Source organism: Candidatus Avelusimicrobium fimicolum, assembly GCF_021632165.1.
GTDB lineage: Bacteria > Elusimicrobiota > Elusimicrobia > Elusimicrobiales > Elusimicrobiaceae > Avelusimicrobium > Avelusimicrobium fimicola.
In genome coordinates this window covers 1-11,673 of record NZ_JAJWTS010000027.1, presented here as the reverse complement: position 1 = coordinate 11,673, position 11,673 = coordinate 1, and the positions used below count along the sequence as shown (strand labels likewise).

Here is an 11,673-nt window from a genome sequence, read left to right as displayed (position 1 = left end):
TGCCGTTTCCTTGCATTAGCCCATCTGTGCCTTTTTTAATATTATAAAAATTATCGTAATATGCTATAATGCAGTAAACTAACAGGAGGAATTTATGGCAGAAAAACTATATGCAAAAGAGCAAGAAAATGGCAGTTTAATTGTCGGTACTGGTACAGATGTGAACTTTTACAAATCTATCGGTATGGAATTAATGTCGGTGGAAAAAGGTTGGGACGGGGCGTATTATAAAGAGGGCCAAACCCCTAAAAAACCGCGTGCTATCATTATTGAAGAAGAATTGAACGAACAGCAGAATATCCTTTCTTCTACTGACTGGTACGCTATTAGATACGCGGATAGTGGTGTAGAAATCCCCGCGAACATAAAGGCGAAACGCCAAGCGGCCAGAGAAAAAATAGACGAACTCCGCGCAGAAGCCGAACAATTAAAAACGGAAGCGAAATAATATAATAATTTAATTAAAAGCCCCTTTATACATAGGGGCTTTTTGCTTTGTAGTGTGATGTAATGTGTAATGTATTTTAGGTATTGATTTTTTGGGGAAAAATATATATAATTAATATATTTTAGAAACCAAAACAACGGAGCCAAAAATGCCGGAAGAACTTTATAAATTCGTGGGGACATTGGTGGTATCCGTATTAGGTGCGTGGATAACCTTGCACAGGCGGCTTGAAAACATTTCAGCGCGTATGAAAAGTGCCGAGGACGAAATTAAGGAAATAAAGAAACAGCACAACGAGGACACGCGAGAGTGGGACAAGAAACACGAGCGGTATGAAAACCTATTGCAAGAACTCCGGGCGCAACACGCGGCAACTTCGGCGGATATGCGTAACCTGATTGTGAATATGGCTGAAATGCGGAGCGACATAAAAACTTTATTAACGAAGGTAAAATGAACACTATGGCCGATATTGATATTAACCCTATAAAGATTTTTAAAGGCGACGACACAGATTTTAACGGTGGTAAATGGCTAACAATTAACCTTACTACCGATTTAGATTTAACAGGTTTTATCGGTGTATTTACGCTTGATAAATTTAAAGTAACCAAGAGCGCGGCGAGCAAGAGCATTGACCTTGTAATCCCGCGCTCCTTTACTTCCAAAATGGCGGTTGGGGAGTATGCCGGGGTCTTTCAGTTAATTGATACTAACGGCAGATACTTAACAGTAACAAACACTATCCCTTTCCAAGTAACGCAAGAGGTTTTCACACCGCAAGGCGACGAAATCAATTTGCAAGTGCCGGAAAACTATCCTGTGGAGATTTTCCTCTCTATCAGTGGTGGCGCGGTTGATTACGATAAGTTAGCAAATCTGCCCACATTTAACGGGAAAGAGTGGAAAGGCCCACTTACCTTTGCAAGTGAAAATATCGCGCCTAAAAGCGAATTGGACGCATTAGCGGGCAAGGTAAACACTAATAAGAACGATATTGACGGACTTGGCGACCAGATACACGAAGTAGAAGCCAAAATTCCACAGGACGCGAGCGACAGTAACCAATTAGTAGATAAAGCATCTATGACTTCGGCTATTGCCGCGGTGCAAAAGGGTATTGATGATAACGCGGGCGATATTACGGCCCTGCAAGCAGATTTAGCGGGTAAGCAAGATAAAGGCGATTACGCGACAAAAGCATTTGTTACAAACGCGGTAAAATCGGTTAGTGGCGGTGCCGGGATAACAACGGATGACGGAATTAAAGGCGATTACTGTTCTACCTATGGTATTTTAGCCGCGCCCAATGGCGTATTGACGGCAAACGGTATGAAACTAACCCTTAAAGCGGGATTAGTGTTACAATGTGCCGGACAGGAAGCAAAAACGACTATTTCAGGCGATACCGTCCACGAGGTAGAGAGCACACAAGATTTTGATTTTTTCTATGCTGACGGGGCTTTTTACGAAGCGACGCAGGTAGTTTATAGCCGGACAGAGCCGGAGGACGGCGCAACGGGGATTTTGGCTTGGTGGAACCCTGATGTTAAAAAATGGAAATTTAAGTCCAACGCGGCCGGAAATGTTTGGGCAACTGCGGATAAAGCCGCACGCTTGGCACATATCCACACAGACGGAACGAGCATTACACGCATTGACTATATTGGCACGCGCGTTTTGGACGAGGGCCGCTTATTGCAGGGCCTTAAAAAGACGGTGGCCGATTTAGCAACTGGTGCGGATAGTGCGGCTATTATTGCCAAAGTAAACGAGATTTTGGCGGCTTTAAGAGAAGCGGGAGTTTTATCGTAACCATTTAGCGGGCAACTGCTAAAACCCCCAATGGACCCCACGGGAGCCTATCTTCCCCGGTAGGCTCCCTCAAAAGAGCAAACGAGCAGACGAGCGAAGGAGCGCAAAATGAAACTGGCCTTTTCAGTTGTAATGGAAGAATTAAAAAAAGAGGAAGGTTTCCGGGCGAAAGTTTACAAATGCACCGCGGGGAAAAATACTATCGGTTTTGGGCGAAATTTAGATGACAACGGGATAACCTATGAGGAAGCCGAATATCTGTTAAAGAACGATATTAAATTGGTTGATACCTGGTTAAATGACAATGTACCGATATATGCGAACTTAACCCCGGAGCGGCAATTTGTATTAATTGATATGTGCTTTAATCTGGGGTTTGTTGGGGTTTTAAAATTTAGAAAGATGTTTGAAGCGATAAAGGCCGGGGACTTTGCAAAAGCGGCGGCAGAAATGTTAAATTCTAAATGGGCGGCACAGGTAGGGCCGCGGGCTAGAAAGTTAGCCAGAATAATGGAAACAGGGGAAATGGGGTAATGTGGTATGGAAAAAATGCAAACCAAAATGAACAATACGGACCAAGTTTTAAATAAAGCGTTGGCTTTTTATGGGCGGCGCGAACAAGAAATCAAAGTTTGCGAGGAGTTAGGGGAGTTACAACAGGCGGTTTTTAAATCATTAAAAGGCACGCCTAGCAAAGCGAATTTGACAGAAGAAATAGCAGATGTCCTTATTACTATTGAGTACCTAAAAAAGATACACAATATCAAAGACGAGGATATAGAGTTTTTGAAAAATGGGAAAATTATCCGGCTAATGGAAAAGATAAAGGCTGACGAGTACAACCTCTATCCCGAGCCGGAGTATTAAACTAAATAAAGGAGCGAACAATATGGAAGCAGTAATCAATTATGTATTTATGACCCTTTCGGGTTTGGCTGACAAATATGCGTGGTTATCCTATACGCTAATGGCTATCGGTGGCCTGTATGTGTTTTTGACGGCTATCCGCGCATTTTTGAGCAAAATTGTGCGCCTTACTCCTACGGGCAAAGACGATAAAATCGTTGATGCGGTTTATGCGTTTTTGGATAAATACGCCTATGGTTTCGGTAAGTTGGCTGATTATTACGAAAAGAAAGCCGACGAAAAAGCCGACAAGGTCCAAGGCAAGTAAGTTATGAATACCGCGCTGATATTGGCCGCTTTTCTGTTTGGTGCTATCGTGGTCGTTTGGGTGGTGGCGCGAAAGGCGGCCCGCGCGGAAAAGGAGTTAGAAAATGCCAAAAAGCAACTTAAAGAACAGCAGACAGCGAGCAATATTTTGGGTAAGTTCATTAATCTTTCTAGTGCTGAACTCCTTGACCGGGTGCGCGGGAAACGTGAAAAAGCCCTTAAACGGCGTTTGCGTGATACGGATAGACTGGACCGATGAAAGCCTAGACCAATTAAATGACCGCAATAAAGTGGCGGTTTTAACTTATGATACCTATTGCGGGAATTTGGCGGGCGAGTCCGGCGAGGAATAGTAAAAATGAGCGAACAGGAAAGAGTGCAAAAGACGGCAGAATTAGCCGCGCTTAAAGAACAGTCCAAAGATGTACACGGTACGAAGTGCGAAGTTTACAGCCGCGTTTGTGGCTATTTAAGGCCGACGAGCAGTTGGAATAAGGGAAAGCAAGAAGAATTTTCCATGCGTAAAAAGTTTAAATGTAGTTGCAAATAACAGTCTGTGTATTGGGAGGTTTAGCCTAACTGGTTTTGTCGGTTTCCCAGGCTCCCTAAAATAAACCGATACTTTCAAAGTCTGTCTGTGCGTAAAACAAGTGCGACAGCAAGCCGCCTGCGAGGGTGGCTTTTTTGACGGTATGCCGCCCCGCCTTTTATCTAACCTAATCTAGTCCAAAACAATTACAATAAAATAACCCTTAATAACTCTTTATTTTCCTTTTTTTGTTTTTTATAATTTATTTACAAAGGGAAAAAGTATAATTTTTATACAATTTTAATTCTCTTTGAAAAAGGAGCGAAAATGAAAAAAGAATATACGTTTGGAAATCAAACTGTGGAAATGGACCCGAAAGACCCGGTGTTTGTGTTGGGTGTGTTATATGGTTTGCGGCACGCCAGGGAGATGTTGGAAATCCATAAAGTTGAACAGGGCGAAAAGCCGAACCCGTTGGCGGTATTGGTTAATGACTTCCTGGACGACCTGAACAATAAATTGGAAACCGGGGAACAGGTTATTGCCAAACACCAGATGGTGCCGGACTTGTCGGCGAGTATTGAAGTCTTTAAGAAAATTTTAAAGATTAGCCGGAAAGACTTACCCGCTATCTTTGATAAAATGTTAGTCAGTTTGTTTAACGGAGGAAAATCACAAGATGCCGATAAAAATGAAAATAAGTGAGTTTGTAGCCAAGTACGGCGACGAACTGGGCGTAAACTATTGCGCCATACATAACCTAATTAAAACAGGGAAATTAAAAGACGGGGTGCATTACCGCCGCTCTTATCGTGGGGTTTATGAAAAGTTTACAGTAATCCCCGCGCCGTTGTATAAGTTTTTAAAAGAGGGGAAAAGATGAACTATACTTTTGGAGCGCAAAAAATGGAGTATAACTCCAAAGCCCGGGCGAACACAAAGACCTGTGAAAGCCCCAAATATTTAGAGGGCAAGAAAAAGGCCATTGAGTTAATTGATAAAACAGAGTACGGACTTACGGAAGCGGACTTTTGGATTTTGAAAACTTACAGCGAAAAGGCCGTAACCTATGCGGGATTAATCATTAGCCATAACGGATGCCTTAAAATCAATGATAAACTGACCGCTGACGCAAAGTTTGTGCCGTCCTGTGTGTCTTGGGTGCGTAACGGCGCGGGAGACCTTGTATTGCAGTATTTGAACGACAAACAGGGGCTTTTGGAGTTCGGGGAAGCCAGTATCAAAAACTGCACGAACGCATATCCTTTCGCTATGGTTTTAAAAAGATTACAAGACCGCGTGATTTTGAAAAACTCCAAAATTGCTTTTTCTGGTATTATGTCCGAGGTGGAAAGTGAAGAATTTAAACGCACGGAAAGCCCAGAACGCGAGGAGCGGGCAAAGGCGGCTAACCTTATTACAGAGGAGCAAATCGCAGAATTGGAAGCGTTGGGGTGCGATTTAAAACGGGTGGCGGCGGCGTACAAAGTAACCGACATCCGCGAAATGACAGCGGCACAGGCCGAGAGAGCCATTGACAGAAAAAAGGGAGCATTGAACAAATGATTAACGAAAACGAAAGCAAGAGAACGCAATGCGGGGCGGGGGTGGAATTTAACCCGGAACATCACGAGTACAAAAAGAACGGGGTTATTATCCCGCCCGTAACGACAATTATCCGTCAGGTTTTTGGGTACAAGTATGGCGCGGTAAGCCCGGAAGTTTTGGAGCGGGCACGCGCGAAAGGAACAGAGGTACACTTGGAAGCCGAGGAGTATCATAAGTACGGCACTATCGGTATCAGCGACGAGTTTTTCGCGTTAAAGAAAGAATTTGACCGCTTACCGAAACCGTTGGCGGTGGAAGATTACCTGTATGCCGAAACACCGAGCGGTGCTTTTTGTGGGACGTGTGATTTATTTTACGGAAGCGGCCGCCTGTGCGATTACAAGACCAGTAAGGTATTAGATACTAAAACGACTACTATCCAGTTAAATATGTATCGGTACGCCTATCAAAAAGCGGGCTACGATGTAAGCAACTTGGAAGCGTGGCACGTTGTGGGAAATGTTTTAAAGCGCGTACAGTTGCCCATTTTGCCGGATAGTTACATTGAGGGTATCGTAGATTATTACTACTCTGGTAAAACGGCAGACGAAGCCCTGGAAGCCTTAAAAGAGTCCAACCAAGTAAAGCGCGGCCGTCCGGCGAAACGGGAGCAAGACTTTGCAAGAGCGGCCAAACAATTAGCCGCCATTGACGAAAAAATGGAGTTGTTACAGGCAAAAAAGGACTTGATTTTGCAGAACATCAAAGAATTTATGGCCTTAAAGAATATAGACAAAGCGGCCACAGATTTGGCAGACTTTACCTATATCCCGGAAGCGACCCGCACATCTTTTGACAGCGCGAAGTTTAAAAAGGACCGCCCGGATGTTTATGGGTTGTACTTAAAGACTAGCACGACCAAAGCGCAGGTGCGCGTAAAATTTAAAACGAACGAGGAACAAGGAGCCTAGTTAATTATGAGCGATAAAATGTTAGTGAAAGATATTGTAGCAGGTAAGAAATTTTTAAACAAAGCCGGGGAAGAAAAGACCCAATGGGTAAACGTAGGTATTATTATGATTAACCGCCAAGACGGCAAAATGACGGTAAAATTTAATGCTTGGGTAAACCCTATGGCTTTTGCGAACGACAAAGGGGAAGTATGGTTTAATGTCTTTGACAAGAAGGACAAAGAAAGCAAAGAAGGCAAGACCGCCGCAGATGACGAGCCTGGCCCGGACGCTCCCCAACCGGGAACCGCGAAAACCGCGAAAGCCGCGGAAATGGACGACACCATAACCGCAATTAGCGAGGGCGACGAACAATGGCTCAAAGAGAACGCGGAGCCTGATGTAGAACTTCCTTTTTAAAGGGAAACTGGAAAAAGTCTATGCCTATAAAAAAAGAGCGTATTCAAAGTGATGTTTACAGCATAGACGGGTTAAAGGCCCTGTTCCGGGAGAGTGCGGGCTTATTAAACGACAACCGACAACGGGGCCTTAATATCCTGGTAACTGTAAAGTCCAAAGAAAAGAGCCATCCGCAATTAAAGTATCTATTCGGGGTGGTTTATCCGGCGATACAACGGCGGTGGCAAGAGGACGGAAACGACCACAGCATTGATTATATAGATTTATTCTTTAAGGATAAATTCTTGTGCGAGTACCGCGACGGGCGCAAATGTATCTTGCTGAAACGAAACACCACGCAGTTGCAGATGATGAACTATATTGAGCAAGTTCGCCAATGGAGCCTAGACGAACTGGGTCTATACATAGAGCCGGCCCCGATAGTGGTTTAATACTAATACAAAAGGGTTATTGCAAAATAACCCTTTATTATATATTGCTAAAACGCAATTTTTTTGTATAATAAAATTATGAGGAGCGGGGAAACCCCCGGAGGATAAACAAAATGCAAATGAAAAGATACAGACGATTAGATTTTTCTCAATTAAGCCCGGAAGGCAAAATGCGCCGGGTAAAAGAAATGGCCCGCGAGGTCTTGGGCACGATTTGGGCCGGGGCCAAGATGTTAGCGATTTTCGCCTGCGGGTGGCTCTTTGTGTGTGCGTGGTTAAGCATTGAACTGTGAACGGAGGAGGATATGATAAACTGGAAAAAATTTCCCGATGAAAAGCCGTCCAAAATGGGTAAATACTTGGTTTATAGTTCGGATGACTATATGCCCGGGATGATGATAAAAACGCGCGTATGGGGCGGTTTTGGTTGGGAGTACGGGGATAAATATATAACTCATTGGGCGGAATATCCTAACACACCGGAGGCTTAAATGAATAAAGAAACTTTGTTTAATGGAATACCCGAAAGAACAGAAACTGATAGCGATGTTGTGGCACTTTGGGAGGATAAACATAAATGAAAATAAGACAAGCAAAGAAGATTATTAAAAAATCTACTCCTATACTGTTAGAATATAAGGGGCGTCCACTTGGTTTTATAACAAGGGCGCATTATACCAAACTTCAACTTGATAAGGCTACACAAGTTACAGATAAGCCCTATAAAAGAAAAGAAAAAGTTATTAGAGAAAAAATGACTGAATACATAAAAGAGTATTTAGTAACTCATTGTTTAGGAGAATAATATGCCAAAAAAAGTTTTAATGCAGGGCGGGCCAATAAACCCAAACGATAAAGTATATATGGTTTTACCCTAGGGAATTTATAATTTTTTAACAGGCAAAAAAAATAAAACAAAGAAGGGGGGGGATTAAATGAAAGAGTTTGATATTACTTTTGACTGGGACGACCCAGAGGGAACAGACCAAGTTTTTGAAGTTCGGGCGGTTGGGAGATATAGGCCGCCTGTGGGTGCGCCGAGGGCAACCAATGAGCGTACTTTTTTAACGGCCCCGGAGCCTGGGGAAATGGAAATAGACTTTGTAACCATTGACGGGCAAAAGATACCGGGGTTGGACCCTGAAAAATTTGAGGGGCTAGTTTGGCAGGAGTTAGGATATTGATATTATTTGAACTTTGGGAGCGACATATGAAACCACCAGTAAAATCAGCAAGAGCCGCAAAATCCGCGAAATCCGCAAAAGCGAAAGGCAAGAAAGTTTTAAAACGCACAGAAACGCGCAAAACCGCGCCAAAACGCGCAGAAAACAAACCGCGGGTAAACTTATACCCACTTGGCACAAAAACGCAACGCAGGGCGATTGTGGAAGCCTTACTGAACCGGGAAAGTATGACCGGGCGCGAAATGCAAGCGCAATTAGGCATTATGTGCTACACAAAGCGTATCAGCGAGATTAACGATTTGACACAATTAACCAATGTGGGTATCATTAAGTCCTGGAAAAAAGTACACACGCGGTGGGGTAACGGATTTACGCGCGTGGCTGAATACCACCTTGTGAAAATCTAATTAAAACCCCCTTGACAACAAGGGGGAAAAAGATGTAACCTGTAAATAGAAATAAAAACGCCGAGGCAAGCGGCGGTTAATTACCAAACAGAATACATAATAAAAAATTTTGTGTATGTTCCATTTGGGAACGAAGCCCCGGACTGTTTGGTAAACTTGCCAATGTTTACGAATAAAAAACCCGGGGCTTTTTATTTTATTTTTTGTTAAGAGGTGGAAATATGCGATATATGTTTAACATAGCATTGGCTAAAAAATATGGATTAGACGAAGCGGTTTTTTTAGAAAACCTAATTTTTTGGGTTATCAGAAATAGGGCCAATGGAAAAAATTTTTTTGATGGGCGCACCTGGACTTATAACTCTGTGCGTGCTTTTAAGGAATTGTTTTCTTTTTGGAGTACACAGCAGTTGCGGCGTGTTTTGGATAGTTTATTGAAGCAAGGGGTAATTGTTAAGGGAAACTATAACCAAAATCCGTACGACAGAACTTTATGGTATGCGTTGGCTGATGAAGATACATTTATTAAAGAATACGGACAAATTGACTTGCCAAAGCCAACAAATGGAGTTGCTGGGGTCAGCGAACCTATACCAGATATAAAACCAGATATAAAACCAGATAATAAAATACTTACTAGCAAGCCCGAAACGGCCCCGGCTTGCGGTGTTCCTTTTTTGGAAAAAGAAAAAGATACCGGGGGGTGGGTCAAAAACATACCGGGGGGTGGTCAAATTACTGCGGACAAAGCCGCAGAGCCGGAGCAAGAGAATAAACCGAAACCAAAAAAACTTAATAAGTTGCAGGAATTTTCTAATGCTGTAATTGACCAGTTTGAAAATTTGGAAAACAAAGACCAAATCGCGGTATGGTTTAAACGGAATTGTCGTTGTTTGACCGACATTTTGCGATTTTGCGGTGGGGATATCCAGACGGCTGTTGAAACGATACGCGTTTGCGTTGAGCGGTTGGAAAAGGCAGGCCTTACAGGCGGGTATGAAGCCGTTTGCCGCAACCTGCCGGAATACTACCAAGCGGCAAAAAAACGCTTAAACGGAGGGGCGTATGCAAAGTAAAGCGCAACAACAAGCAGATGCTAACAATGGCAAAAAAACAACTTGGTTGCAACCTTTGCCAAACAGTTGTAAAAAGTGTTGGAACAAGGTAAAGGGCGCAAAAGAGGAAGAACCAGAAACAGAAAAAACGGAAACGGCTCCTAGATATCGTGGAATTTATGTATCAATTCCTGTAAAGTTGATAGAGTTAAACGGAAAAATATCATTTTTAGGCTATCGGGCACAATGTCCTATTTGCAAAAATATATATTGGTACCCAAATGCCGGATGTTTATATCGGTTAGACAAAGAGAAACCAGATTGTGATGTCTTTAAATGGGATATTGTTCGTCGTAACTGGTTAGATGTTAGTGCTTTACAAGATGCTGTTTATTATAACCCGCAGACGCGGTATTTTGAAGCCGCTAAATTGCCAAAATTTAGAAAAAAATAAAGAGAGGAAGCAAAAAATGTTAAAAGTAAAAATCATTAGTGGAACTGTGGACCCGTTGTACGATATTTCCAATGCCGCGCGTATGTGTACCAATACACAGGACAAGAACGATATCCGGACGCGAGAAAGTTTCGTCCGGGCGAGAATTAGAAACGGCGAGGAAAACCTGTTAGAACACGCATACGTCCAGTTGGAAATCTCCGGCATTTCCCGCTCCTGTCTGCAACAGTTAGTAAGACACCGCTTTCACGTTGTTTATTCTGTGCAAAGCCAAAGATATGTGGACCAAAGTAATGCTGAATTTGTGGTTCCTCTGTCCTTGCGGGGGACGACTATGGAAAGCCAGTTTTTGGCCTTTTGCGGCGTGGCTCTTGATAACTACAAAAAACTGTTAGAACGCGGGGTAAAAAAAGAGGACGCGCGGTATCTGTTACCGGAAGCGACCTGCACCAAGGCAATTATTACCTACAATTTCCGTGGTTTGCGCCATTTAATCCGTATGCGTGCCTGTCCCAAAGCCCAATGGGAAATACGCAACTTGGCCCAAGAAATCCTCCGCGTTGTGGCTGATAAATACGGCACAGATTTTTTTGCCGAGGGATTAGAAGTTTCTAATACGGCTAATACAAAAGGGTTATTATAAAATAACCCTATTACCTATTGCTAAAATCAAAAATTTTGCTATAATATAAGTATAAGGAACGAAGAAGAATTGAAGTGAATTGAAGTAAAGCAGTACGGCTGATGTTTATGCCCGCCCCGAATTGAGCGCGAGCGACACAAACGGGGCTAGATGTTATAAGAAGATATTGTAAAGTATGTTCTGTTGAACCCCGGGGCTTAATTCCCTAGGCCCTGGGGTATTTCGGAGGGGAAAATGAGCAAAAAAATTTATTACAAAGGATTTGATAAAAATTTTCAATGCCGTGGATTTCAATACGAAATCGGAAAAAGTTATACACACAACGGGGAAGTTGAACCTTGTGAAAGCGGCTTTCACGCCTGCGAATATCCTTTATCTGTATTTTATTATTACGCTCCGGCGAATAGCCGATTTGCCAAAGTTGAAGCGAGCGGGAAAATCGTTCCAGCCGAGTACAAAATTGCCTGTGAAAAGTTAAAAATAAAAGCCGAAATTTCGCTTAACGCTATGATTGCGGCGGCAGTTAAGTTTACTCTTTCCAAAATTAAAAAGAGTAAGGTTGCGACGAACACGGGCGACCAAAGCGCCGCGACGAACACGGGCAATTACAGCGCCG

23 protein-coding genes are annotated in these 11,673 nt (G+C 43.0%); all 23 read left to right on the top strand.

The annotated features are described in order from the left end of the window. Positions 1-94: 94 nt before the first annotated feature. Complete coding sequence (locus ACQY2K_RS07855) at positions 95-448, top strand: hypothetical protein (RefSeq protein WP_428041401.1); 354 nt, start codon at positions 95-97, stop codon at positions 446-448. Between the two features lie 148 nt (positions 449-596). Continuing rightward, positions 597-905: a hypothetical protein gene (locus tag ACQY2K_RS07850; protein WP_428041400.1), complete on the top strand. Its 309-nt coding sequence runs from the start codon at positions 597-599 to the stop codon at positions 903-905. Further along, complete coding sequence (locus ACQY2K_RS07845) at positions 902-2,263, top strand: hypothetical protein (protein ID WP_428041399.1); 1,362 nt, start codon at positions 902-904, stop codon at positions 2,261-2,263. Before ACQY2K_RS07850 ends, ACQY2K_RS07845 begins: the two co-directional genes overlap by 4 nt. Positions 2,264-2,371: 108 nt before the next feature. Beyond that, positions 2,372-2,797 (top strand): glycoside hydrolase family protein, encoded by a 426-nt coding sequence (locus ACQY2K_RS07840; protein ID WP_428041398.1) that lies wholly within the window; start codon positions 2,372-2,374, stop codon positions 2,795-2,797. Between the two features lie 6 nt (positions 2,798-2,803). Then, entirely contained in the window at positions 2,804-3,130 is a 327-nt protein-coding gene (locus ACQY2K_RS07835) for a hypothetical protein (RefSeq protein WP_428041397.1), read from the top strand. 22 nt (positions 3,131-3,152) lie between these two features. Further along, positions 3,153-3,437, top strand: coding sequence for a hypothetical protein (locus ACQY2K_RS07830; protein ID WP_428041396.1), 285 nt, complete (start codon positions 3,153-3,155; stop codon positions 3,435-3,437). A gap of 3 nt (positions 3,438-3,440) precedes the next feature. Then, a complete protein-coding gene (locus ACQY2K_RS07825; protein ID WP_428041395.1) occupies positions 3,441-3,695 on the top strand; it encodes a hypothetical protein in 255 nt (84 codons plus the stop codon). A gap of 99 nt (positions 3,696-3,794) precedes the next feature. Further along, the gene (gene nrdD / locus ACQY2K_RS07820) at positions 3,795-3,986 is read left to right on the top strand and encodes an anaerobic ribonucleoside-triphosphate reductase (protein WP_428041394.1); all 192 of its coding nucleotides are present in this window, start codon (positions 3,795-3,797) and stop codon (positions 3,984-3,986) included. 306 nt (positions 3,987-4,292) lie between these two features. Then, positions 4,293-4,670, top strand: coding sequence for a hypothetical protein (locus ACQY2K_RS07815; protein ID WP_428041393.1), 378 nt, complete (start codon positions 4,293-4,295; stop codon positions 4,668-4,670). After that, positions 4,645-4,848 (top strand): hypothetical protein, encoded by a 204-nt coding sequence (locus tag ACQY2K_RS07810; protein ID WP_428041392.1) that lies wholly within the window; start codon positions 4,645-4,647, stop codon positions 4,846-4,848. Before ACQY2K_RS07815 ends, ACQY2K_RS07810 begins: the two co-directional genes overlap by 26 nt. Beyond that, the gene (locus ACQY2K_RS07805) at positions 4,845-5,531 is read left to right on the top strand and encodes a hypothetical protein (protein WP_428041391.1); all 687 of its coding nucleotides are present in this window, start codon (positions 4,845-4,847) and stop codon (positions 5,529-5,531) included. The genes ACQY2K_RS07810 and ACQY2K_RS07805 overlap by 4 nt, the downstream gene beginning before the upstream one ends. Beyond that, positions 5,528-6,484 (top strand): hypothetical protein, encoded by a 957-nt coding sequence (locus ACQY2K_RS07800; protein WP_428041390.1) that lies wholly within the window; start codon positions 5,528-5,530, stop codon positions 6,482-6,484. The genes ACQY2K_RS07805 and ACQY2K_RS07800 overlap by 4 nt, the downstream gene beginning before the upstream one ends. 6 nt (positions 6,485-6,490) lie before the next feature. After that, positions 6,491-6,883, top strand: a complete 393-nt coding sequence (locus ACQY2K_RS07795) for a hypothetical protein (protein ID WP_428041389.1) — start codon at positions 6,491-6,493, stop codon at positions 6,881-6,883. Between the two features lie 20 nt (positions 6,884-6,903). Next, positions 6,904-7,314, top strand: a complete 411-nt coding sequence (locus ACQY2K_RS07790; protein ID WP_428041388.1) for a hypothetical protein — start codon at positions 6,904-6,906, stop codon at positions 7,312-7,314. Positions 7,315-7,427: 113 nt separating this feature from the next. Then, positions 7,428-7,607, top strand: coding sequence for a hypothetical protein (locus ACQY2K_RS07785; protein ID WP_428041387.1), 180 nt, complete (start codon positions 7,428-7,430; stop codon positions 7,605-7,607). A gap of 12 nt (positions 7,608-7,619) precedes the next feature. After that, a complete protein-coding gene (locus ACQY2K_RS07780; RefSeq protein ID WP_428041386.1) occupies positions 7,620-7,805 on the top strand; it encodes a hypothetical protein in 186 nt (61 codons plus the stop codon). 86 nt (positions 7,806-7,891) lie between these two features. Further along, positions 7,892-8,119: a hypothetical protein gene (locus tag ACQY2K_RS07775; protein WP_428041385.1), complete on the top strand. Its 228-nt coding sequence runs from the start codon at positions 7,892-7,894 to the stop codon at positions 8,117-8,119. A 130-nt stretch (positions 8,120-8,249) separates the two neighbouring features. Further along, positions 8,250-8,498 carry a hypothetical protein gene (locus ACQY2K_RS07770; RefSeq protein WP_428041384.1) on the top strand — a complete coding sequence of 83 codons (249 nt, stop codon included), beginning with the start codon at positions 8,250-8,252 and terminating at the stop codon, positions 8,496-8,498. 26 nt (positions 8,499-8,524) lie between these two features. Then, positions 8,525-8,905: a helix-turn-helix domain-containing protein gene (locus tag ACQY2K_RS07765; RefSeq protein ID WP_428041383.1), complete on the top strand. Its 381-nt coding sequence runs from the start codon at positions 8,525-8,527 to the stop codon at positions 8,903-8,905. A gap of 221 nt (positions 8,906-9,126) precedes the next feature. After that, positions 9,127-9,981 (top strand): hypothetical protein, encoded by an 855-nt coding sequence (locus ACQY2K_RS07760; protein WP_428041382.1) that lies wholly within the window; start codon positions 9,127-9,129, stop codon positions 9,979-9,981. Continuing rightward, a complete protein-coding gene (locus ACQY2K_RS07755) occupies positions 9,971-10,414 on the top strand; it encodes a hypothetical protein (protein ID WP_428041381.1) in 444 nt (147 codons plus the stop codon). The genes ACQY2K_RS07760 and ACQY2K_RS07755 overlap by 11 nt, the downstream gene beginning before the upstream one ends. A 16-nt stretch (positions 10,415-10,430) precedes the next feature. Next, positions 10,431-11,057: an FAD-dependent thymidylate synthase gene (gene thyX, locus ACQY2K_RS07750; protein WP_428041380.1), complete on the top strand. Its 627-nt coding sequence runs from the start codon at positions 10,431-10,433 to the stop codon at positions 11,055-11,057. A gap of 234 nt (positions 11,058-11,291) precedes the next feature. Continuing rightward, positions 11,292-11,673 (top strand): DUF7666 domain-containing protein (locus ACQY2K_RS07745; protein WP_428041379.1); only part of this gene is annotated, 382 nt, incomplete at its 3' end.